We start from the raw sequence: 23,443 nt of genomic DNA on the forward strand, positions 1-23,443 counted from the left end.
CGATATCATATTTATCGAAACAATTTAGCATTTGCAGTAGTTAGACGGACGCGGGGTGGAGCAGCCTGGTAGCTCGTCGGGCTCATAACCCGAAGGTCGTCGGTTCAAATCCGGCCCCCGCAACCAATTCGATATCACGTTTATCGAGACAATTCAGCATTTGCAGTAGTTAGACGGACGCGGGGTGGAGCAGCCTGGTAGCTCGTCGGGCTCATAACCCGAAGGTCGTCGGTTCAAATCCGGCCCCCGCAACCAATTCTCAGATTCACATCTTATTTCTTCCTTTTCAGATTCCCAATTAGCTTACTCATTCCTGTAATTTTCTTCTTTTTCAGCAAAATTTACCGCCTTTTCCATATACCTTGCTCTCATATAGAGAAATAATGGTAATGCGAATGATACACCAATACACAAACCTAACAGGGAATAAATGCCATTTGACATTTTCAGGCGCCTGCTTTCATAAACAACAAAGAAAATTAAAACAATAGCTGAAATAACAACATCAGCCACAAAGAAACAAGTGGCATCATTTCCCAATAAAAGCTGTATAAACAAAGATATGTTTAAGCCATTTTCGGCTAAAAACAGGAAAACAAAATACCACGGGATTACTGCACCTAAGATAGCCAAAACTAAGTAAAATCGCGTCATGATGTAAACCCTTAATTACTTTATTCCAGTTAAATAGTCCTATTAACACAATATACTGAGATTAACCGGCATCTAATATGCTAGATAAAAAACTCTAATTTTTTTGGGGAAATATCTCACCTTCGTGCTAATTCTGCCCCATTTTTAAAGTAGGCTTTAATACCCGAAAAAATAGACTCTGCTATTTGCTGCTGGAATTTCGCAGTACGTAGCTTTTTTTCTTCTTCCGGATTACTGATAAAGGCAGTTTCAACCAGAATGGACGGTATTTCCGGTGCTTTTAATACGGCAAATCCAGCCTGATCGACACTGTTTTTATGCAGCTTATTCACTTTCCCCATTCGTGTCAGGACCTCATCCCCGAATTTCAGGCTGTCATTGATCGTCGCGGTCTGAACCAGATCCAGCATGGTATGATCCAGATACTTGTCACCACTTTTACTGACTCCACCAATCAGGTCAGCCTCATTCTGAGTCTGAGCCAGAAAACGGGCCATATTACTGGTTGCCCCTTTGGTCGACAGCGCAAATACAGAAGAGCCCCGAACCGTACGATTAGTAAAAGCATCCGCATGGATAGAGACAAACAGGTCTGCCTGCATTTTACGTGCTTTTGCAACCCTGACAGTCAACGGAATAAAAACGTCTTCATTGCGGGTCATATATACTTTCATCCCCGGCTGACGTTTAATGAGAGCCTGCAAGCGACGGGCAATTTGTAAAACAACATCTTTCTCACGGGTTTTATGCTTGCCGATAGCGCCCGGATCTTCACCACCGTGCCCCGGATCAAGCATTATCACAACCGGTCTGTCTTTTCCTGCCTTGCCGGCTTTTTTCCTCTTTGCCGGCATATGCTTTTCCAGATTTCCGCTGTTGTACTCTTCCAACAGCGCCAGTAACGGATCATCATCAACTTTCGCTGCTTTTGGATAGAGATCCAGCACCAGACGGTGTTTAAATCCCGCAACCGGTGGCAAAGTAAAAATATGCGGTGAAACAGATTGTTTAATTTCAAATACCAGACGTACCGTTTTAGGATCAAATTGCCCGGCTCGTATCAGTTTCAGATAAGGGTCATTTTTCTGAATCTTCGAACCCATACTGCTAAGCACACTATTAAGCTGAACCCCTTGTAAATCAATGACAATACGGTTTGGGTTCACAAGTGAAAACTGACGGTATTTAAGAGGAATATTAGACTCCAGCGTCACGCGGGTATAACTCGATGCCGGCCAGATACGGACAGCAATCACTTTTGATGCAGCAGCGTGCCCTACGGGGCTGATACTTAATAGCCATAGAGCCGCTGTACCTTTCAGTAAACGACGACGCGAAGAATTATGGTCTGAATGACTCATTATTTATTCCATTTAAAACAATCAAACAGTAACTTTTGTTAAAAAGCAAAAGACAGTCAGGTGGGAAACTCTAATTAATTACAACCAAACTGTCATCAAAAAAAGCATTTCCTGTTCCTTCAATAGCTTAATACCCATATAAATAATAGTATTCTTTTAATCCGTACTCACTCTTGCCATTTCTCCCTCGATGAATAAAAATATAAAAAACACGAATAAAAATTCATTAAAGGGGAGCTTCATGAAAGAAAGTAGTACCGAATTGGTCGAAATCTTCCGGCATTCGGTTCCGTATATCAATGCACATCGCAACAAAACTTTTGTCGTTATGCTGGGTGGTGAAGCTATCGCCCATGAAAACTTCCCGAATATCGTCAATGACATCGGTTTACTGCACAGTCTCGGCATTCGTCTGGTTGTCGTGTATGGTGCCCGCCCGCAAATCGATCAAAATCTCACAGAACATCACTGCCAGCCGGTTTATCACAAGTACACCCGGGTAACCGATGCCCGAACACTGGATTTGGTTAAACAGGCCGCAGGCCTACTACAACTTGATATTACCGCCCGCCTTTCTATGAGCCTCAGTAATACACCATTACAAGGCGCTCATATTAATGTCGTGAGCGGCAATTTTATTATTGCTCAGCCTTTAGGTATTGATGACGGTATCGACTATTACCACAGCGGAAAAATTCGCCGAATTGATGATGAGGCCATAAATCAGCAGTTAGATAATAATTCCATTGTACTGATTGGGCCTGTTGCTGTTTCCGTTACCGGTGAAAGTTTTAATCTGACAACGGAAGAAATTGCTGCGCAACTGGCAATTAAACTGAAAGCCGAAAAATTGATAGGGTTCTGTTCATCACAAGGGGTCACCGATGCTGAAGGACATACCTTATCAGAAATGTTCCCCAATGAAGGAGAAACACGGCTGAATAATCTGGAAAACGCCGGTGATTACTCCTCCGGAACAGTACGTTTTCTGCGTGGAGCCATTAAAGCCTGCCGCCGTGGCGTTCGGCGCAGTCATCTGCTCAGTTATCAGGAGAATGGCTCACTCATTCAGGAATTGTTCTCCCGCGAAGGCATCGGCACCCAGATTGTCATGGAGCGATCCGAACAGATCCGCCGGGCTAATATCAATGATATTGGTGGCATCCTTGAGTTGATCCGCCCACTGGAGCAAAAGGGAATTCTGGTTCGCCGTTCACGCGAACAACTAGAAATGGAAATCGATAAATTCACCCTGATAGAACTCGATAATATCACTATCGCCTGTGCAGCACTCTATTCCTATCCTGAAGAGAAAATCGGTGAAATGGCCTGTGTTGCTGTACATCCGGATTATCAGAACTCTGCGCGCGGTGAAGTTTTATTGGGTGCAATCATTAATCAGGCCCGGCAAAGCGGGCTGGAAAAATTATTTGTTCTGACCACACAAAGCATTCACTGGTTTCAGGAGAAAGGCTTTGAACCCGCAGAGATTACGATGTTACCGGTGGAAAAACAGGCGCTGTACAATTACCAGCGCCGCTCCAAGATCCTGATGTTAAACCTGAAAATCCATTAAAGAAGAAATTAGGCTTTAAACCATTCGGCCAGCCCACTCCGCCTTTGAGTGGGTGTCGCTACCGCTTTAACCAGAACTGCTTTATGCGCATAAATAGTCAGTTTCTCACGGGCGCGGGTCAACGCTGTATAGACCAGCTCCCGGCTGACAACAGGAGAAAACTGAGTCGGCAGCACTAATGCCGTATGCTCAAACTCAGAGCCCTGTGACTTATGTACTGTCATTACATATGCTGTCTCATGCAGAGGCAATCGACTCGGTTGGAAAGGCTTTATCTGCCCGTCAGATAACTGAAAATAGGCTTTCAGCTCATCATTCTGATCCTTCAGCATAATGCCGATATCCCCGTTAAACAGCCCCAATGTGCTGTCATTACGTAGGATCATAATCGGCCGACCGACATAGCCCCGGTTTTCTTTTTCTGCGTATTCTTTTTTGATGTAGCTGTGCCGATTACCTGTATATCTCGGTAAAACAACCATCCCTTTACTATGCAATAATTGCTCTACTCTCTGATTTAACCCACTGACACCAAATGGCCCGTCCCTTAATGCACTGAGTAATCTGAAACGGTTAAACTCGGCCAGAATCTCCTTTTCAGAGGCTCTTTCTTTCACCAGAGTCAAATATCGTTGATAACCTTCAGCAGTTTCAGTCAGTAATCGCTGATAATCTTCATCATCAGCCAGAGTGTTAAAGTACACATCAGACAAAGGTTGTTTCAGTACCGTGGAAACACGCCTGCTATTCCCCTGATTGACCGCTGAGGCCAGTTGCCCGATGCCGGATGCGGAATTAAAACGATAACTTTTACGCAGCAAACATAAGCTATCACGTACTGCCAACGCCGCATCTTCCGATTCAGGCTCTGAATATGATGCTAACTGGCAGCCAGTTAACCGGGACAATTGTGCTGCACGAGCCACACTGTAACCCTGTTCCGCAAAGCGACAGATATCCCCTAAGACTGCTCCCGCTTCCACAGACGCCAATTGATCCTTATCCCCCAGAAAAATGACTTTCGCTTTTGCCGGCAAGGCTTCAATCAGACGGGCCATCATCGGTAAATCCACCATAGAAGCTTCATCTATGATCAGGATATCCAGAGAAAGCGGATTACCCCGGTGGTAACGAAGTTTCTGGCTTTCCGGTTGTGCTCCCAATAAACGATGAATAGTTTGCGCCTGATCAGGAATACTCCGTCGCTGTTCATCCGTCAAAGCAAGCTTACTCACCGCTTCACTAAGCGATTCCGTCAGTCTGGCCGCCGCTTTCCCCGTCGGAGCAGCTAGCTGAATGCTTAATTGCCGCCCCTCATTCAGCTTAATTAACGCAGCCAGTAGTTTTGCTACCGTCGTTGTTTTCCCGGTTCCGGGGCCGCCAGAGATAACGGAGATACGGCTGGTCACCGCAACCGCAGCGGCTACTTTCTGCCAGTCAGTTGCCTCTTCATCAGCCAGATCTTGATCAATAACACCAAATAACTCATCTAAGATGCTGCGTAACTGTTTTTCATCAATATCGTCCGCCAATGCCACATCAGCAAAAAATGCCGCTACCTGACACTCACTCTGCCACATACGCTGTAGATAAAGGCGATAATCAGAAAGCCCACGCAGGGAAAGTATGATCGGTGTAGGAGACTGCCCGTCCCCAATGGCAGGGCAGGCCTGCAATGCAGAAATAATCTGTTGCCGGGAAGGTTCCCCAGCCAAAGACCAGAGTGATGCCACCAGCTCAGGATTACGCCCTTCAAATAAATGTTCAGGAGTAACACGCTCTAAGGGCAGACAAACATGACCGGCTCCCGCTTCCGCACTCAAATAGGCGGTAATTAATAACAGCAATGGGTTTTCATCTTCAACCATCGCATAGGCAAATTGTACATCCAATGGGCGCAGTAGTTTCTGGGCCACTGCCTGCTGCAATAATGACATCATGACATTCATAGAACTGCACTCATACCTTCTCTTCTTCACCAGCCGCGCTGAAAAGCGCATCCAGTTCATCAACAAACTCAACCGGCGGCAGATAGCGATAAATACCATGCCCCGGATTATTATTATCGATGCCACGCAGAAAAAGGTATATCACTCCACCAAAATGCTGCCGATAATCATAGTTCACCAGCCGATGACGCAGATAACGATGTAAGGCCAGTGTATAGAGCTGATACTGTAAATCATACCGATGCTCTATCATAGCTGCGGCCATTGCTTCCTGAGTATATGAACCGCTGCTTTCTCCCAGCCAGTTTGATTTATAATCCACCACGTAAAACTTACCCTGCCAGCAAAACACCAAATCAATAAACCCTTTCAACATGCCTTTCACCTGATGAAAAGATAGTGGTGTGCATTGTGCTGACAATGGATCATAACGGTGGGTCACCGCATCCAGCGCATTAGAATGCAGCAACTGATCAACAGGCAGATAAAACTGCATCTCGTTTTGTTGATGATGGCGCGGAATATCCGCAAGGCGCATACCCTGCTCATTCAATTCTGCCGTCTGAATATCTGTCATCCATTGTTGCAAAACCGGTGCCCAGCTTTCATCAAACCCTGCTGTTGACAGTTTTTCTTCCAGCCAGAGCTGATCCGGCTGGGAACTGAAATCCAGATCTTCCAGAATAGAATGCAGAAAAGTCCCCGCTGTTGCTCCACGGGGAAAAGTGTGTGGTGTCATCAGCAATGAAGGTTCAGCCTGTTTTTCACCGCTGACATCAATATCAAGTTTCGGGGCAATAGATTGCACAATCACTTCCACCGATTCACCGAATGCGCTGGTATGGAGCTGGGAAGATGAATGTGCAGACGAGTTTTGTAAGCCGGAGTAGCTGGTCACTCTCCAGTCATCCCGGATGAAACGCCGGAATTTTCTGGCAGCCAGAGACAGAGTATTTTCCCGTTGTGGATCCCACTGTTCATCTCCGAAATTTTCTGGCTGTGTCACCTGAATATTGTCATCCCGGAGTTCATCTAGGCTACGCAGCAGTAATTCGGCATCGCCTTTTTCCCCTTTCTGCACCAAATAACCAAGAGCAGAAAAGTGTAAATCCGTATCTCCGCTTTTTTTCCTATTGCCGACAATCAGCGGCGCAACACCGACACTACAGTGATATACCGAACGCGTCAGAGCCACATAAAGCAGACGTAAATCTTCAGCTAAACGCTCTTCATCCGCTAATTCCAGCTTTTCACTATCCTGAAACATACTGAAATGGGTATCAAAATTCTGACGGTCATGATAAATGGCCTGCTCCTGTCTCCTGAAACTGCAAATAAAAGGCAGCCAGACCAGCGGGTATTCCAGTCCCTTTGATTTATGAATAGTGCAGATCTGTACCAGATGCTTATCACTTTCCAGCCGCATTTGCTGGCTTTCTGACTGTGGATCAGGGCGGGAAATCTGTTGTGCCAGCCAACGAACGACTGCGTGTTCACTATCCAGTTGTAATGATTCTTCCTGCAACAGCTCACCGATGTGCATGATATCAGTCAGACGACGCTCACCTTCGTAGCCTGCCAGCAGGTTTTCTGCAATCTGATATTTCCCCATGACAGCCCGCAGCATCGGCAAAACACCACGTGAACGCCACAGCCGCGCGTAACCATCAAACTCATCCACCAGCTTATCCCATTTATTTTCATCATGGTTCAGCGCATCAATCTGACGGGCACTCAGACCGAATAAACTACTGGCTAATGCACTTCTTAGTACACGTTCTTTTTCCGGTGCTAACACCGCCTGTAAAAGCCAGAGCAAATCTTTCGCTTCCGGCGTATCAAACACGCTTTCACGATTGGAAAGAAAGACCGACTGGATTTGCAGTTCATTCAATTGATCACGGATCAAGGCCGCTTCACGGCGATTGCGCACCAGTACCGTAATATCCGCCGCAGTAACCGGACGGCACTTTTCATTTTGTTGCAAGCAGGCATCACCGTTTTGCCCTGCCTGTAACCAGTCTCTGATTTGGGCGGCACACAGTTTTGCCATTCCCTTTTCATATTCACCCTTTGAAACACCTTCTACAGACTGAAGCCAAAACTGTAAGGCCGTCTGTTCCTGACCATTGAGCAGGAATTTCAGGTTCTGATTTTTCTCTGCGGAATTGACATGAATAAACGGGATCTGGTCAAACAGAAACGGCTTCTCAGTATGAGAAAACAGCGTATTAACAGCTTGTACCATCGGTGCGGAAGAACGCCAGTTAGTTTCCAGCGTGTAATGGGCGCTGACCTGAGAACGAGCCCGGATATATGTGAAAATATCCGCGCCACGAAACGCATAAATAGCTTGTTTAGGGTCGCCAATGAACAACAGGCCATTTTCCGACTGATTACGATAGATAGCCTGAAAGATCCGGTATTGTTGCGGGTCGGTATCCTGAAACTCATCAATCATGGCAACGGGATAGCGCTGCCTGATCGTCTCCGCAAGCTGCTCTCCTCCTTCCCGTTTCAGGGCAATGTCTAATCGCGTCAGCAGGTCATCAAACCCCATATACCCACGCATCAGCTTTTCCTGATTAACGGACTGGCGTATTTCAACAATCGCTTTAGAGAGGATAATGTCGCGCAGAGTCAGCGGTTGCTGATATAAATCATCAATAGCAGCAAATACAGGATGGTGGGGAATCTCGCCCTTTTTGGTCTTTTCTTCCAGCCTTGACTGGCAGAATTTATCCAGTTTTTCAGCAAGCTGATAATCTCTGGTTTGTGAGTTGGCCCATTCAGAAACCTCATTCAGCCAGTTAGGCAGATTTTTCTTACTGTAACTACGCTTATCTACCCCAGAATTTTCAATCAGCGCCTGTAAATCCGGTATTGCTTCATTCCACTGCTGTTTTACTCCGTCGATCAGGGCAATTATCTTTTCATGTCGGCTGACTAAGGTTTCATTCTCATCCGGCGCATTAACGATATAAGGCATGTCCCCCTGCAAATGGGCTAAAACATCCATCAGCAGAGCCTCCGGCCCACTCCATTCCTGACTAATCACCGTCGCCATTGAAAGTGATAAGGGGTAACAGTGACGACGCCAGAAATCTGCACATCCCTGCTTACGCAGAGGATATTCATCCTGAATCAGTGTCTGCTCGAACAATACACCGGATTCAAACGCATTATGCACCAGCATTCTCTGACAAAAACCGTGAATCGTGTAAATTGCCGCTTCGTCCATCTGACGTTCAGCAGCCAGTAACCAAGCGGCAGCACTTTGCCGGTCAGGGATCTCGGCCAGCAATTGCTGATAAACCGGATCACTCACGTCGTTATCCTGCCGAATGCATGCCAGCCGTAGCTGGTGAATATTTTCACGGATACGACCACGTAATTCATCTGTTGCAGCTTCGGTAAAAGTTACAACCAGGATCTCTTCAACATTAAGAGGACGGAAAAAGGCGGCATCGCCGCCCAGTCCGAGTAACAGGCGCAGGTAGAGTAAACCTATCGTATAGGTCTTTCCTGTTCCCGCTGAAGCCTCAATTAGCCGCTGACCATGCAGCGGCAATGTTAATGGGTTAAGTTTATGAGACGTTATGTTACTGAGTATTTCTGTGCTCACTGAGCATTCACCTTAACCGGTAGTTTTTTCTGGAAGGTGGATACATTCGGATAAGTTTTCCAACCTTTCAACTGCGCATATTGATGAAGTGAGCCTTTCTTCCCGGTAATCTGTGAAATAAGTGCCAATCCCTGACGTTTCATGACTGCTTTATCGTAAAACTCCATCAATTGTGCTTTAGTCACTTTTTCAAGAGAAGTCAGTAATTTTTCTCTGGTATCAAAACTGAAGTTATTACGACCAAAGTCATGACTGTAACGGGATGCCTCTCCAGAAAACGTTTGTGGCGGCTGACGCATTTCCGTAAGTAATGACGTTTTATACTGCTCAAATTCAGCATCGGACATCGCCCGTAATTTCTTTTCAGCCTGCTGATAGAAGCTCAGATATCGCTGGTGCAGGTAATCCGGCTGCTTGCTGTTACTCTGCAACAGGAATCCCAGCCCCCACTGCTCTCCGACCCTTGTATTGAAAGCGAAAACTGCATAGCCCAACTGTTCTGTTGTTCTTAATTGATCATAGAACCAAGGAGATAAAATGCTACTCAACAGATTGGAATAGACAGCACCAGTACTGCGATCATATCCCGTTGGAATATAAATCTCAGCCAAAGCATTATCGGTGCTGCTGGCAGTACCTTCGAAATTCACGGCATAAGGGCGATCCAATTCGATATGCTCACCACTCCACCATTCTGTTCCCTGATTCCCGAGCTGTTTATGTGCAGAGTTAATAATGTCAACGCTTTGCTTTTCAGTTAAATTGCCAAAGATCATCGCTTGTAAAGCAGCACTTTGGATCATCTTCTGACGGTATTTAATAACATCATCAATGCTGACGCCATCCAGTGATTTCAGGAGTTCAGCCTGTTCGATATAAGGCACGCCGGATAAGCGGGAAACAGGCTGCATTGCCATTTCATAAGCTTTGCCTTCATTTGCCATTTCCAGTTGGTTACGATACCAGGACTTCGCTTGTTGCAGTTCAGTCTGAGTTGGCCTAAATGCCATGTACTGGCTAATGGTAGAAGTTAATAATTCAGGTAAATGCTGAGTATAACCATATACTCCTATTTGCAGACCATCCGCATACCCGACTGATGCACCCATACCGGCGACTGATGCCTGATAGCCAAGCTGATGCAGTGCAAGATCAGATAGATAAGATAACAGTGAGTAGGTCACCTGTTCTTTAGCACTTTTCATACCATCAGCATTACGTAGCTCCAGCACGATGTTTGCTTTCGGTTCATCCGCAAAATATTGGCTCGGCATATAAAGCAAACGCACATTAGGCTGTTCCAGAATCATTCGGGGATGTTTCTGGCTACCCGATGCTTTAATCAGAGTTAAGTTATCAGGAATATAAGGGTTCAGTTCCGGTAAAGAAAATGACATTCCTTTTTCAAGTTTTTGCCATTCCTCAAGCTGTTTTAGGCTGATTTTATTAACCTGATACGGTGCCTGAACAAAATAAGCTTCTTTGTTGTGTGGCTCTTCCGGGCTGGTAAACCAGATGCGGGCATTTTCAGGTGTCAGTTGATCCAATCGTCTGAGAATGGCTTTAGGATTATATTTATCAGCAAGATAGGGGGCATCCAGCACATGGGAAACCGGCACTATCAGCATCGTATCGGCTAACGACTCAATATAGTTCATATCCCGTACGATTGATGCGTACTTGAATGACAAATTGAATACCTTAACCATTTCATCAAAATAACTCTGTTGAATGCCTTTCTGCTTCAACAGGTTAATGTAAGAAAAGATGGCAGCAATAACCTGATCACGCTGTTGAAGGCCTTTGTCGGTCAATTCGACATAAATACTGAATGAACCCGAATTACCATCAACATTTGGGTTAGCACTGGCGCTGATCCCTTCGGCTAATCCTTGTTTCAGTAACCAATCAGATAAAGTATTTTCACTGCGGTTTTCAATCAGATAGCTAATGTAACCCTCGGTTTTACTGCGAAAATTCGCAATTTCATTAGGAATACTGAACTCCAGTTGCAATGATTTGTACGGTTTGTATGGCACATAATGGATAATGATGCCTTCTTCCTTCTCCGTTATCGCCGGGACTGTGATAGCAGGCACAGAAGCATTCCGATTAGGAATACGGCCAAAAGTCTCTGCGGCAATTTGAGCCAGTTTGTCTATAGGCTGTTTTCCATACAGCACCCCTTTCATTAGATTGGCTGAATAGTAGCGCTGATAAAAATCCATAAGTGCCGTCTGTAACTTACTGTCTGGCTTATCTTTCAGTGTTTCCAGATTACCACCAGCAAAACGGGCGTTAGGGTGGGCCGGATTAAGCGTTTCTGAACGGATCTGCCAGATTCGATGCCCTTCACCTGCACGGGCAATGGTCATCTCGTTATCAACGGCATGACGCTCACGATCTGCATTGACCGGATCCAGTAAAGGCTCGGCCAATGCATCGGCCATACGATCTGTCGCCTCTGCTAAAGCTCCATTATCAACTTCCAGATAAAAAGCGGTTCTGTTAGATGAAGTGCTGGCATTACGGCTTCCTCCGTTTTTCTGCAAAAACTCGGCAAAACCGCCCGGCTGAGGGTAGCGTTTAGACCCCATCAGCACCATATGTTCCAGATAATGGGCCAGCCCAAGCTGATTATCCGGGTTCTCCACATGACCGACAGGAAGTGCTACAGCCGCCAGAGACTTAACCGCTTTTTCATCTGAAACCAGCAGGACTGTCATCCCATTTTGCAGTTGGATAGCGCGATATTCACGTGAGTCACGTTCACTTTTATGAATCGTTTCCGGTAACGGCTGCCAAGACGGTTTGGCATATACGGTGACTTCCCAGAAAAATAAAAAAAGCATCGTCATGATGCGAATAACATGTTTAGGCATTACCTAATATTCTCCCTATTGCCTGTTATGTCTTTTTTAGATGGTGCGCCATCGGTAACAAATAACTCTGTACCTCGTGTTTCATGCGAACCCAAAACGATTGATCTACCTGTCTGAATGCCCTTTGAGTATATGCATCGTTAATTTCACCATTTTTTCCTTGTGCTCCCAGCCATTGCAGCATTAATTTACTTTCTGCTTTTTGCTGAGTTTCTTCACTAAAATCGATCTGCTGGTTTTCCCTGTCATAACAAGCCTCAAGCCATGCCCAACCACTCCGGCAAAATAGGGGAAGAGGCTCTGTCATTCCCTGAAAATAACCAGCAACCAGATGATTCAGATAATCTCTGGCTTCGTTAACCGATAATGACGAAAAACGCCATGCACTGTTTTCTCTTCCATATATGCGGCTTTCGCCGTCTCCTCCAGAAAGGCAATAGGCAAGGTGCTCAATCCATAGTTGGATACCATCATTGGCAGTTAAGTTCGCTGGACGCCAACATAAAATTCCATCCGGTTGAACTTTATTCACCTTTCCGGTCAACGTGACAGTATCCAACTCATAGCATAGCTCAATAACAGAGCTCTCTACTCTCTCTTCACGGATCTTATCTGCCAGTAACTGCATCGCTTCCAACTGATTAAGCCAGTACACTTCCCCAAATGCGCCATGCGGCAGCCCGCCAGATGCACGCAGGTGATAAAACAGCGATTCAGGCCGTTCCTGTTCAATCAGGATATTTAGCAATAGTTGGTTGAATTGATAACGTTGCAGGTGATCCAATACAAAAGGCTCTTCTTCAGGCAGCTCCGTTTCTTCAATAACAAAATGGACTTTCAGTGTTTGCTGGAAGAATGCCCTGACCGGATGGCGATAGAACCGCACCAGCTCATCCAGTGATACCTCTTTTATTTCGCTGGTGTCACAATCTAATGGCTGACCAAAATAAACCGGGGAAACGCCCTGCAAACTGGCCGCCGGCAGCCATTCAGCCGCATAACTTTGTTGTTCATGTTCAGGCTGAAAATTTTCTATCGCAAAAGGGACACGGGTATGCTGGAGCAATAAATGGTTTCTGATCCTTTTTGCGCTGTCATCAACATTCAGCATCTCATCTTCCGGCAAGCGGCAACTCTGGCAAATATAATCCAGCAATTCATTCACCAGCACGGAGGGGTTGCACTCTTTATCATCGCGGATTGATTTACCAATATAGCTGACATAAAGACATTCTTCTGCTGAGATCAAGGCCTCCAGAAACAGATAGCGGTCATCATCACGCCGTTTCCGATCACCTCTCTGGCTTTTTTCTGCCATGAGATCAAAGCCAAGTGGCGGAATAGTTCGCGGATAAACCCCATCATTCATTCCCAGCAGACAAACAACTTTAAAAGGAACAGAACGCATGGGCATCAGGGTACAGAAATTCAGTGAACCCGCCAGAAAACGCTGGCTTATCTTTTCATCATCAAAACGAAGTGCCAGTTCATCACGCAACAATACCAGCGGTATTTTTTGGTCATAATGCGCATACAGGCCATTTTCTACTACTTTCTGCCATTGCTGGGTAATCAATGCCAATACCAGTTCTGTTTCATTATCTGCAATAAAAAAGGTTTCCAGCAATTGCGGACAAATACCGAGCCAGTCCGCCAGAGGCTGTTCTTCACTCAGGATCTTGCGCCAGCGGTTTAGCTCCATCAGAAATTCAGCCAGTTGCCCTGCCAGCTCTGCTGCCAATCCGCTGGATTCATCATAAGGTAAAACATCATTCCACGGCCCAGCATGGCTATCCATCGCATAACCCAATAGCATACGTGTCAGGCCAAAATGCCAGGTATTCTGCCCTGTAGCAGGTAGGGACAGCGCTTCAATATTGTCATCGTCCAGCCCCCAACAGATCCCGGATTCTTTTACCCAACGACGTAATAAACGCAGCCCTTCTTCCTGGATTGAAAATTTACCCGCTAGTGCCGGGACTTCCAATAGTGCCAATACTTGCTCTGCAGTAAAACGGCTTTGAGGTAAATCCAGCAGCGTAATGAAAGCCTGTAATACCGGATGTGCCTGACGGGCTTTACGGTCAGAAATAGCAAAAGGAATATAACGTTCACTCGGGGCATTACCGAATACAGCCTGAATATAAGGTGTATAACTGTCGATATCCGCCATCATCACAATAATATCCCGTGGCGTCAGAGAGGGATTTTCATCTAACAGGCGCAGGACATAATCCTGTAAAACTTCCACTTCTCTTTGTGGGCTATGGCATGAGTGAAAAGACACTGAGCGATCTTTTCGATCGATCGGACGTTTTTTCAGGCTATTACTGAATGTGTTTTCCGTGGAACCAATCTGGGCATGATCTTCAAGGTCCAGAATATCACGCTGAATCTGATGTAAAAGGCAGCCCGGCTCCTGTTCAACAAAGCCATGAATATCAGCATCTGGCTCCAGCTGTGACAGCAGATAAAGATTATCTCGTCCCAGTTTTCCCCATGATGCCAGTAACGGATTACTCAGTTCCTGTTCACCTTCTTCGTTGAAAAGAGAAGGGGCATTCTCTGGGTCTCGGAACCGCTCTAGGTTTTTCTGAGTGCGATAATGTTTAGGTTTACGGCTGTTCAGTCTGGCGAGAAATGTATAACTCTGAATATCCCCCCAATAATATTGGCATGGGTTGGTAAACATCAGATGGATATCAATCTGTTGCCCCAGCGCCTTAATTACCTGCATATAAGTGGGTGGCAGGGAGGATATGCCACAGATAAAAACCCGTGAAGGCAGTTTTTCTCGTGGAAAATTGCCCTCTTCCAGCGTTGAAATAAACCGGCTATATAAGTTGGCACGATGCCACATAGGCTGCTGCAATTGAAGAGTATATTCGTTCAGTGCAACCCATAGCCGCTTTTGCCACTCCTGACTGGCACTCAGCCCTTCAACAAGTTGCCCTTTTTCCCAACTTTCCAGCCATTGCGGACGATAAACCAGATACTGGTCAAACAGGTCAGCTACCCTACCAGCCAATTGGTGAATTTTGCGTTTATCGTTATCCTGATCAAGATAATGCCTGAGTGCTATAAATTCAGGTTCTGTTAACAGATCAGGTAAAAGTGTCATCAGTTTCCATTTCATAGCATCTTTGCTGAATGCACTTTCTTTAGGAACGTCCGGTAATACCACAGTGAACATCTGCCAGATAAACGTTGCCGGTAGTGGAAACTCGATATTTGCCGCAATCCCCAGTTTTTCAGCCAACTGAATTTGCACCCACTGTGACATACCGGGGCTTTGAACCAGAATCACTTCTTTGTCAAATGGGTTGGCGAGAGGTTTTTCCCTAATAAATCTCGTCATCAACTCCTTCAGAAGATCAAGTTGATTTGAATGATAAACTGTAAACATCAATACTCCCACCTGCACAAAACCAGCGTTCTAATTTACCTGAAGGATTATAGCCTTTTGTCACCTTCACCGTTATCCGGTAGCACCCCGATAATTCAAATTCCTGCTGAAACTCAGTTTCCCACCCTTGTTGTGGAGCTGTTTCATTCCGCAGAGGTTTGCCTTCTGATGGTTCATATCGTTCCAATTGTTCATGTGCCAGCTTTACTGCCTTGAGTTGCAGCCAGTACTGCTGAAAATTTGATGACAGCGCCTGATGGTAACGCATCAAACCTAACAGGGAGATAGCGAACACCACAGATGCCACCATAACCTCCGGCAAACTTATGCCACTCTGTCGGTTATTTCTCTGGTTTCTCGGGGCTATTTTCATAAACGATTTTCATAAACAACGTTCATAAACAAAAAGCAGCCTGAGTCACAGGGCAAAAATCCAGCCAGCCACTTTCAGTAGGAATAAGTGTATCCCGATTTAAGTATTTCATCCGTTTCATCCATTGATAAAATTCAAGCTGTTCTCCAGATGCAAACTGTGCCGTTCCCCTTAACAGAAAAAGATTGTCCTCAAAGTGCCGGAGGCAGCTTTTCAAATAAGAGCCGGGCTTTTGTAAACAGTACCAGTTTTCCAGTTCTTGTGACTCAAGCGGCCATGACTGGACTTTTCCCCACGCCAGAGATGATTCTGCCTGTTGAAAAGCATTCAGATACCGTTGTTCATCGAACATCATTAACATGGCGTTTTCCTGTTGATAATGAAGTGCTTTCAGCGTCATCAAACTTAATGTCAGCATCATAAGAATAGAGATCAATAAGGCATTTCCGCTTTGCTGTTCGCATCTTGAATACCTGTGTTGATTCACCGAATTATTTCCTGATATTACGCAACCGGATTGTGGTGCGATGATGATGAATAATAGAAGGAGATTTCACCCAACTGGCCTTGATGGATAACGTGATAAATATTACTCCATGCGGTGACCGCGATTGTTCAAGGTGAAACTTATCAATATTTACCTCTTTGGGATCAAAAAGCCGTTCCCAGCCATTGTCCTGACAGTTTACCGCCCCTCTTTTCCATTCGAGAATGCGATTATTTAGCCGATAACCAAAGAATTCAGAGGCTGCATGTTCAGGTTCTTCCCAGCGATTATTTAAATTAAGATCAAAAGCGGTAATAAAGCAGGAGTTTATAGATTCAGCCTGTTTATTTTGGATCACCAGCGGTTCCCCTTTACATTGCTTTCTGTTCAGGCAATAACCCGCTCGCCGGAGATCTTTTTCCATCATATGTACCACTCGGTTGACCAGATAATGAAGACGATACTGACGATAAAGATCGAGTATCTGACTCGATAAAACCGGATAGGTTTTTGCCATCGCAATAAAAATGACACTACCAACCAACATGGCCACTAACACTTCCAACAGGGAAAAACCTGACTGTTTTTGCCTGCAATAGCCAATAGCCCAGCTCATAGGTTTTTTATTCCCTCACAATCAGGCAGCTGATTTAGATTATTACTGCATGTCCTGATCCTGCCCCGCCCTGAGATCACAACACTTATTTCTCCGGCAGCATTTGCCAGCGCAAAGCTGGCTGGCATTGCGGTATTCCGGATACCATAAAAATCAATTCGATGGCTGGTTGCTGATGCCAGAAACACATCATCATGGGGGGAGCTAACCCGTTCGCCCTCACCTTCATGGCAATCACTGCTTTTAGTGACTGATGAAACCAGACACCAGGGTGGACCGGTCACCAGCCATAATGTCCGTTCCCGGTTCTGATAATTAGCCAGAGCCTGCTGCCTCTCCATAAACGACAACACATTCTGTGTTGCCGATTGTAATTGCAGGCTGTTCTGATAATTTCCCCAGCTATACAGCCCCCAGAGCAGACTCATAGAAACTAAAACCATTGCCACCAACAGTTCTAATAGCGTGAATCCATTTTGTTTATTCCCCATCAGTATTCAGCCTATGCCGCAATTCATTCCGACAGGTAAAATATCTTCAATCCGAAAGAGAGTAAAAGCGTCAGTTTCTATTTATGCGAGAGGATTTGAGGAAAGAAATCAGTATATTGCGGGGTTACATTTTATTTGCGAACCTGCTCGGTAATATCACCAAGAGACTCTGGAATCATCGTACATCTGAGATGTGAGTAAAACCATTTCCGCACAGTTGCAATAATGACATAACTGATTAAAATTTGATCGCATTAATGATTTAATATACTATGCTAAATATAAAATCGTTAATAAAATAGCTTACCTTCTGCATATTTCAAGATGCAACTTACATAAGGAGTATCAGATGAACACTTATGCCCAAGCCCGTGATTACAACGACACTGATGTAGTGATAGACCGCATTGCAACTGTTTCTGACATCATAAGAAAAGCATTTACCTCAGGTCAGGCCCATATCGATAAACGTATATTGGGAAAGAGTGATGTTGAATTTATGTTTGAAGTTCTGGCCAGCACAACTAAGGCGATGGCAATAGAAGAAATTACTCCTGAAAAGAAAACGCTATTGCGCCGCTTAAAAAGCAAGCTCATTTTCATGGAAAACCTGAAAAAAGATGGCGGAGTGCTTTCCTCCTCAGAAGCTGCCAAGCAATTAGGTGTATCGAAAGTGACCGTTAAAAATTGGAAAGATGCGGGAAAACTGTTAGCACTAAATATTGATGGGGAATTTTATTTTCCAGTATTTCAGTTTACTGATAACAGCAAGATTTCTAATAAAGGTGTATTAAAAGGAATTGGTCAATTACTGCCTTTACTGAAAGAAAAAGGGTTTAGTGATCGCCTGCAATATTCATTCTTTATGGAAAAACGTAATACCGCATTGAATGGCATATTTCCAGAAGGAAAAGAATTTAGCGTTGCCCAGTTATTACAAGAGGGGGCATCTGATGCCGTTATGCAGGAATTGCATCATCTTGTTCACTTATACGGCTCTCAGGATGCCGCATAATCAGGAAAAGGGGGGTAATTTTCCCCTATCTGTCTTTATATTCTATAAATTTCAATATCAGCCTTCTTCTACCGGAATTCCTAATTGTTCTACCAGAATATCTGCCACAGCTTCTCCCTGATATTCAAATTCACTAAGGCGCTGTATAGAATACGCTTTAGTGACTGCAATTCCGGTTCCATCGGGAACATCATGCCATAGAGCAAAACATTCTTCAGTCGTCACGTTAGAAGAAAATTTGATACCATTCAGCCCAGCTACATGGACTTTTTTGGCCAGTAATTGAGTTGTTTTCCGGGATGATGTGGTCATATCGTTGAGTGTCAACGAGGTTTTCTTTATTAATTTTGTTGTATCAAGGAGCTTCAGATCCTTTTCGATGACAACAATACCAATATAGAAATTTTCCAGATCAGATTCCCGAATCCCCAACTTCCCCTGAAATACTTCTTTCATTGCCGTCAGGGGATCACTTGCCAGATACATTGTGCCATTTATCCCGTCAGTTAAACCAAAACGGGTATCAGTACCAGTCGGATTGAAAAAGACACAACTTCCGCCATGCTCTCCATGTTGCAATCGTATTTTTTCACTACTTGACGGTACTTTCATTGAACAGGCGTGAAATATATCCTCCGAAAAACTTTCCACTTTTTTTTCAATAGATTTACTTTTCATTTCAAAAACTCTCACTCTTTATTGGCTGTGATGCATCTTGAAATCCATGCGGTATATCTTTGTCACTTTCTCGTTAATTTATTTCTTCTGTGAAGGGTATTCAGGTTTTCCAGAAATGATAATTTATTAAATTGTTTTTTTCTTTACTGGTTTACTTATCCAATGATATCTAAATATAAAAAGAATATTTCCATCCCCAAAACGGGGATGGAAAAAATAGGTAATTATTTTTACTGACTGAATTAAGTCAGAATTAGATTGCAACCGGTGCTTTAATACCCGGATGCGGGTCATAGCCTTCGATTTCAAAGTCTTCGAATCGATAATCGAACAACGATGCTGGCTTACGTTTGATAACCAGTTTCGGCAATGCGCGCGGTTCGCGGCTCAGTTGGAGTTTCGTCTGTTCCATGTGGTTGTTATAAAGGTGAGTATCACCACCCGTCCAAACAAAATCACCCACTTCCAGATCACACTGCTGAGCCATCATATGCACCAACAATGCGTAGCTGGCGATGTTAAATGGTAGCCCCAAGAAAACATCACAAGAGCGCTGGTAAAGCTGGCAGGACAGTTTGCCATCTGCCACATAGAACTGGAAGAAAGCATGACATGGTGCCAGTGCCATTTTATCCAGTTCTCCGACATTCCAGGCAGAAACGATGATCCGACGCGAGTCCGGGTCACTTTTCAACTGTTCAATAACGCTGGTCAGCTGATCAATCTGGCGGCCATCCGGTGCTCCCCATGAACGCCACTGTTTACCATAAACCGGGCCTAAATCACCATTTTCATCAGCCCATTCGTCCCAGATACTGACGCCATTTTCATGCAGGTATTTGATATTAGTATCACCATTCAGAAACCATAACAGTTCATGAATGATGGAACGAAGATGGCAACGCTTGGTTGTCACCAGCGGAAAACCCTCCTGCAAATTGAAACGCATCTGATGACCAAAGATCGAAAGTGTTCCTGTGCCTGTGCGGTCATCTTTTGCTGTGCCTTCTTCCAGCACTTTTTTCATTAAATCCAGATACTGTTTCATTTTGCCTCTTGTACCTTGTCTTTCTGCGTATTTTTTCGCGTATTGTTGCCGGTATTATTGTTGCTGGGACGTTTATAGGCCCATATCATCATCAATATCCCGACTAAAATCATTGGGATGGAAAGGATTTGCCCCATACTGATCCCATCAAATAATCCGAGCTGGGCATCAGGCTGACGGAAAAACTCAACGATGATGCGGAATGCACCGTAACCGATCAGGAATAATCCTGAAACGCTTCCCATCGGGCGTGACTTACGGATAAATAAATTAAGGATGATAAACAGTACGATGCCTTCCAGTATCATTTCGTACAGTTGTGAGGGGTGACGGGGCAGAACACCATATTTTTCCAGAATAGGCCATAAAGAAGGGTCTTTAGTTGCCAGTGCGATGTCTTCACTTTGAGAGCCGGGGAACAACATTGCCCACGGTGTATCAAGCGTGACACGCCCCCACAGTTCGCCATTGATAAAGTTACCAATGCGCCCCATCCCTAAGCCAAAAGGCACCAGTGGAGCAACAAAATCGGCGGTTTGCAGGAAGTGACGTTTCGTCCTGCGGGAGAACCACCACATGGCACAAATAACACCGATCAGCCCGCCGTGGAAAGACATCCCGCCATCCCATACCTTAAACAGATACAGGGGGTTCTCCATAAACACCGGGAGGTTATAGAACAGAACATACCCGAGACGCCCGCCGAGGAATACACCGACAAACCCCGCATACAACAGGTTTTCTACTTCGTTCTTCTCCCAGCCACTATTTGGTTTTGCTGCCCGACGATTTGCCAGCCACATGGCAAAAACAAAGCCAACCAAATACATAAAACCGTACCAGTGAAGTGATACCGGCCCGATTGAGAATATGACCGGATCAATATTAGGAAATGCCAGATAGCTAGTGCTCATCGTTCCCCACTAAAAATAATGTTGTGTGAATGCCCTAAGGCAGATCATTGTAAATAACAGATCACCGTAAATAACCGATCACCTTAAATAACAATGGTAAATAATAGCATGGGCGGCTAAATGCCACCACGCACCAGCCCACCAAGGCCGTGGGTTTCCATAAAAGCAGAACAGATTTCTTTCACCTGTTGGGTGGTTTCTGCTCTCAGGATTTCCTGAATAAAATAACTCAGTTCTGCGGAATCTAAATGATGTAATAGGTATTTAATTCGTGGAATACTCCGACCGCTCATGCTCAGGCAACGATAACCCAAACCAACTAATATCAGCACCCCCATCGGCAAACCCGCCATTTCCCCACAAACACTAACGGGTAAACCAATGCGCTGACTTTCATCAACAATCTGTTTTAAGGCCTTAATCATTGCCGGATGAAGATTGTCATACAAAGAAGCAACATGGGTATTATTACGATCTACCGCAAGTAAATACTGAGTTAAGTCGTTGGTACCAATAGAGATAAAATCAACACGTTTCTTCAATTGTGGTAACAGCAGGATCAGAGAGGGCACTTCTACCATGACGCCAATTTGTGGCATCGCAATGGTTGTGGCAGCGGATTGTTCAACTTCTGTCTTTGCCCTGTTGATCAGTTTTTTGGCTTCATCAATCTCTTCAATACAGCTTACCATCGGCAACAATATTTTCAGATTTCCGATCGATATATTCGCTTTCAACATCGCCCTAAGCTGGATCAGAAATATTTCCGGTTGATCCAGCGTTATGCGAATTCCCCGCCAACCAAGGCAAGGGTTTTCTTCATTAATAGGCATATAAGGAAGATGTTTGTCAGCGCCAATATCCAGTGTTCTCAATACAACTGATTTGTCAGGGAAAAGTGTCAGCATTTCCTGATAGCGATTTTTCTGTTCATCTTCTGATGGAAAACCGCTGTGCAGCATAAAAGGGATCTCAGTACGATACAACCCGACGCCATCAATACTATCGCCTATTTGTTGCTCATATTTCAGGCTCAACCCTGCATTGAGTTGAACCCGCACCCTCTCTCCACTTTTAAGCCGGGCTTTTTGTTGCTGCCCCCCTTCGGCCAGTTTACTGAGAACCTGCTCTTCTTCAATGATCTGGCGATATTCCTGAACAACCAGCGGCTCTGGATCAATGAAAAATTCTCCCCGATAACCATCCAGAATCAACATTCGGTTATGCAGCAATTCCGGATGAATATCAGCACCCATAATCGCCGGTATTCCCATCGCCCTGACTAAGATTGCAGAATGTGAATGCGTTGCCCCATCACGCACAATAACACCCACCAGCTTATCCTGCGGGATTTCAGCCAGTAAGTTAGCGCTGAGTTCATCTGCCACCAGAATAAAACGCTCTGGCCACTGGCTATTGCCGGTAAAATCATCGTCCAGATGAAAGAGTAACCGCTGCCCGAGCGCCCGTAGATCAGAAGCCCTTTCCCGCATATAGGCATCCTGAAGATTGGCAAATTGTTCCGCATATTTCTCCACAACACTTTTTACCGCCCACTCTGCGATAAAACCATTATCAACTGAGTGGAACAGATCCTGTTTAAGTTTCGGATCATTCAGTAAGTGGGAATAGAGATCAAAAATAGCAGCACTTTCTTTCTGCGAGCTGGCAGTAAAGCGTTTACTTATCCGGCGACATTCTGCTGTTGCCTGCTCAAGCGCACGGGTCAGGCGGGAACGTTCTGCCTGATAATCGAGTGTTAACGCTTCAGATACCTGCTCAAGTGATGGCTGGGAACAATCCTGCCAGCCCTGAGCCATCGCAATACCCTGAGAGACCGCCAGTGCTTTGATGTGGGTCTGACAATACTGACTTGATAATCCACGAACCTGGGCCTGAGCAAGGATCGCCGCCAATTGCATGGCAAGAGTCACCATAAAAGACTCTTCACTTTCATCAAACGAGCGCCGCTCATTTTGTTGAACGACCAGAATCCCCTGCAATTGGCGGCGGTAGATGATCGGAACACCTAAAAAGGCCCGGAGATTCTCTTCTTTTACTTGAGGAATATATTTGAAGCTGGGGTGATCACGTACATCAGCAAGGTTGATTAACTCTGACAAGCGCCCGACTTCACCCACAACACCTTCGTCAAAGGAGAGGCTGACCGTGCGCTTTCCCGGCTTCTTCAACCCCCGGGTTGCCATCAGGTAATAACGCTGGCGCTGATGATCGGCCAGATAAATAGAACAAACATCCGTGTTCATTGCTAAACAGGTTTCATTAACTAACAGCTCAAGCGCTTCCGATAAATTCGTTGCCATCGCAACCTTTTCAACAATTTCCCGTAAGCGCATGAGCATAACAA

The 23,443-nt window shown here is 45.1% G+C and carries 16 protein-coding genes and 2 tRNA genes; 4 read left to right on the top strand and 14 right to left on the bottom strand.

Features of this window, described 5'->3' with window-relative positions:
• The first annotated feature begins 49 nt into the window (after positions 1 to 49).
• A tRNA-Met gene (locus AACS92_RS16845) sits at positions 50 to 126 on the top strand.
• Positions 127 to 178: 52 nt separating this feature from the next.
• Positions 179 to 255, top strand: a tRNA-Met gene (locus tag AACS92_RS16850).
• 48 nt (positions 256 to 303) lie between these two features.
• Here AACS92_RS16850 and AACS92_RS16855 read toward each other — a convergent pair.
• On the bottom strand, positions 304 to 654 hold the full coding sequence (locus tag AACS92_RS16855; protein WP_099108940.1) for a DUF2834 domain-containing protein: 351 nt from the start codon (positions 652 to 654) through the stop codon (positions 304 to 306).
• 116 nt (positions 655 to 770) lie between these two features.
• Positions 771 to 2,015 (bottom strand): N-acetylmuramoyl-L-alanine amidase AmiC, encoded by a 1,245-nt coding sequence (amiC, locus tag AACS92_RS16860; RefSeq protein ID WP_099108941.1) that lies wholly within the window; start codon positions 2,013 to 2,015, stop codon positions 771 to 773.
• A 241-nt stretch (positions 2,016 to 2,256) separates the two neighbouring features.
• On the opposite strand from amiC, the gene argA reads away from it, so the two are divergent.
• Positions 2,257 to 3,591, top strand: coding sequence for an amino-acid N-acetyltransferase (gene argA / locus AACS92_RS16865; RefSeq protein ID WP_099108942.1), 1,335 nt, complete (start codon positions 2,257 to 2,259; stop codon positions 3,589 to 3,591).
• Positions 3,592 to 3,599: 8 nt separating this feature from the next.
• Here the strand turns inward: argA and recD are convergent, their stop codons facing one another.
• Genes recD through AACS92_RS16905 form a run of 8 tightly spaced genes read right to left on the bottom strand, consistent with a single transcriptional unit; the run spans position 3,600 to position 17,420 of the window.
• Complete coding sequence (recD, locus tag AACS92_RS16870) at positions 3,600 to 5,531, bottom strand: exodeoxyribonuclease V subunit alpha (protein WP_193756881.1); 1,932 nt, start codon at positions 5,529 to 5,531, stop codon at positions 3,600 to 3,602.
• Positions 5,532 to 5,550: 19 nt separating this feature from the next.
• Entirely contained in the window at positions 5,551 to 9,165 is a 3,615-nt protein-coding gene (gene recB, locus AACS92_RS16875) for an exodeoxyribonuclease V subunit beta (RefSeq protein ID WP_099108944.1), read from the bottom strand.
• Positions 9,162 to 12,047 (bottom strand): pitrilysin, encoded by a 2,886-nt coding sequence (gene ptrA, locus AACS92_RS16880; RefSeq protein ID WP_099108945.1) that lies wholly within the window; start codon positions 12,045 to 12,047, stop codon positions 9,162 to 9,164. Before ptrA ends, recB begins: the two co-directional genes overlap by 4 nt.
• Before the next feature lie 25 nt (positions 12,048 to 12,072).
• Positions 12,073 to 15,453, bottom strand: coding sequence for an exodeoxyribonuclease V subunit gamma (gene recC / locus AACS92_RS16885; RefSeq protein ID WP_099108946.1), 3,381 nt, complete (start codon positions 15,451 to 15,453; stop codon positions 12,073 to 12,075).
• A complete protein-coding gene (locus AACS92_RS16890) occupies positions 15,422 to 15,826 on the bottom strand; it encodes a prepilin-type N-terminal cleavage/methylation domain-containing protein (RefSeq protein ID WP_099108947.1) in 405 nt (134 codons plus the stop codon). The genes recC and AACS92_RS16890 overlap by 32 nt, the downstream gene beginning before the upstream one ends.
• 22 nt (positions 15,827 to 15,848) lie before the next feature.
• Positions 15,849 to 16,313, bottom strand: a complete 465-nt coding sequence (locus tag AACS92_RS16895) for a YgdB family protein (protein WP_241537897.1) — start codon at positions 16,311 to 16,313, stop codon at positions 15,849 to 15,851.
• A 4-nt stretch (positions 16,314 to 16,317) separates the two neighbouring features.
• The gene (locus AACS92_RS16900) at positions 16,318 to 16,929 is read right to left on the bottom strand and encodes a prepilin peptidase-dependent protein (protein ID WP_099108948.1); all 612 of its coding nucleotides are present in this window, start codon (positions 16,927 to 16,929) and stop codon (positions 16,318 to 16,320) included.
• Positions 16,926 to 17,420 (bottom strand): prepilin peptidase-dependent protein, encoded by a 495-nt coding sequence (locus AACS92_RS16905; protein ID WP_099108949.1) that lies wholly within the window; start codon positions 17,418 to 17,420, stop codon positions 16,926 to 16,928. The genes AACS92_RS16900 and AACS92_RS16905 overlap by 4 nt, the downstream gene beginning before the upstream one ends.
• Positions 17,421 to 17,769: 349 nt before the next feature.
• On the opposite strand from AACS92_RS16905, the gene AACS92_RS16910 reads away from it, so the two are divergent.
• The gene (locus tag AACS92_RS16910) at positions 17,770 to 18,435 is read left to right on the top strand and encodes a hypothetical protein (RefSeq protein WP_099108950.1); all 666 of its coding nucleotides are present in this window, start codon (positions 17,770 to 17,772) and stop codon (positions 18,433 to 18,435) included.
• A 57-nt stretch (positions 18,436 to 18,492) separates the two neighbouring features.
• On the opposite strand, the gene AACS92_RS16915 is transcribed toward AACS92_RS16910, so the two are convergent.
• The 4 genes from AACS92_RS16915 to ptsP form a co-directional block, all read right to left on the bottom strand.
• Complete coding sequence (locus AACS92_RS16915; protein WP_099108951.1) at positions 18,493 to 19,113, bottom strand: RES family NAD+ phosphorylase; 621 nt, start codon at positions 19,111 to 19,113, stop codon at positions 18,493 to 18,495.
• Between the two features lie 253 nt (positions 19,114 to 19,366).
• Positions 19,367 to 20,161 carry a thymidylate synthase gene (gene thyA, locus AACS92_RS16920; RefSeq protein WP_099108952.1) on the bottom strand — a complete coding sequence of 265 codons (795 nt, stop codon included), beginning with the start codon at positions 20,159 to 20,161 and terminating at the stop codon, positions 19,367 to 19,369.
• Positions 20,158 to 21,075 (bottom strand): prolipoprotein diacylglyceryl transferase, encoded by a 918-nt coding sequence (gene lgt, locus AACS92_RS16925; protein WP_241537898.1) that lies wholly within the window; start codon positions 21,073 to 21,075, stop codon positions 20,158 to 20,160. Before lgt ends, thyA begins: the two co-directional genes overlap by 4 nt.
• 116 nt (positions 21,076 to 21,191) lie before the next feature.
• Positions 21,192 to 23,438 (bottom strand): phosphoenolpyruvate--protein phosphotransferase, encoded by a 2,247-nt coding sequence (gene ptsP, locus AACS92_RS16930; RefSeq protein WP_099108953.1) that lies wholly within the window; start codon positions 23,436 to 23,438, stop codon positions 21,192 to 21,194.
• Positions 23,439 to 23,443 lie beyond the last annotated feature (5 nt).

This window comes from Xenorhabdus sp. KJ12.1 (assembly GCF_963876495.1).
GTDB lineage: Bacteria > Pseudomonadota > Gammaproteobacteria > Enterobacterales > Enterobacteriaceae > Xenorhabdus > Xenorhabdus stockiae.

What these genes read in the sequence shown, in the direction of transcription:
- AACS92_RS16855 (WP_099108940.1), bottom strand. Translation starts at nt 654, where the DNA reads ATGACGCGATTTTACTTAGTTTTGGCTATCTTAGGTGCAGTAATCCCG.
- thyA (WP_099108952.1), bottom strand. Translation starts at nt 20,161, where the DNA reads ATGAAACAGTATCTGGATTTAATGAAAAAAGTGCTGGAAGAAGGCACA.
- AACS92_RS16905 (WP_099108949.1), bottom strand. Translation starts at nt 17,420, where the DNA reads ATGGGGAATAAACAAAATGGATTCACGCTATTAGAACTGTTGGTGGCA.
- recC (WP_099108946.1), bottom strand. Translation starts at nt 15,453, where the DNA reads ATGTTTACAGTTTATCATTCAAATCAACTTGATCTTCTGAAGGAGTTG.
- AACS92_RS16910 (WP_099108950.1), top strand. Translation starts at nt 17,770, where the DNA reads ATGAACACTTATGCCCAAGCCCGTGATTACAACGACACTGATGTAGTG.
- ptrA (WP_099108945.1), bottom strand. Translation starts at nt 12,047, where the DNA reads ATGCCTAAACATGTTATTCGCATCATGACGATGCTTTTTTTATTTTTC.
- recD (WP_193756881.1), bottom strand. Translation starts at nt 5,531, where the DNA reads ATGATGTCATTATTGCAGCAGGCAGTGGCCCAGAAACTACTGCGCCCA.
- AACS92_RS16900 (WP_099108948.1), bottom strand. Translation starts at nt 16,929, where the DNA reads ATGAGCTGGGCTATTGGCTATTGCAGGCAAAAACAGTCAGGTTTTTCC.
- lgt (WP_241537898.1), bottom strand. Translation starts at nt 21,075, where the DNA reads ATGAGCACTAGCTATCTGGCATTTCCTAATATTGATCCGGTCATATTC.
- argA (WP_099108942.1), top strand. Translation starts at nt 2,257, where the DNA reads ATGAAAGAAAGTAGTACCGAATTGGTCGAAATCTTCCGGCATTCGGTT.
- AACS92_RS16890 (WP_099108947.1), bottom strand. Translation starts at nt 15,826, where the DNA reads ATGAAAATAGCCCCGAGAAACCAGAGAAATAACCGACAGAGTGGCATA.
- ptsP (WP_099108953.1), bottom strand. Translation starts at nt 23,438, where the DNA reads ATGCTCATGCGCTTACGGGAAATTGTTGAAAAGGTTGCGATGGCAACG.
- amiC (WP_099108941.1), bottom strand. Translation starts at nt 2,015, where the DNA reads ATGAGTCATTCAGACCATAATTCTTCGCGTCGTCGTTTACTGAAAGGT.
- AACS92_RS16915 (WP_099108951.1), bottom strand. Translation starts at nt 19,113, where the DNA reads ATGAAAAGTAAATCTATTGAAAAAAAAGTGGAAAGTTTTTCGGAGGAT.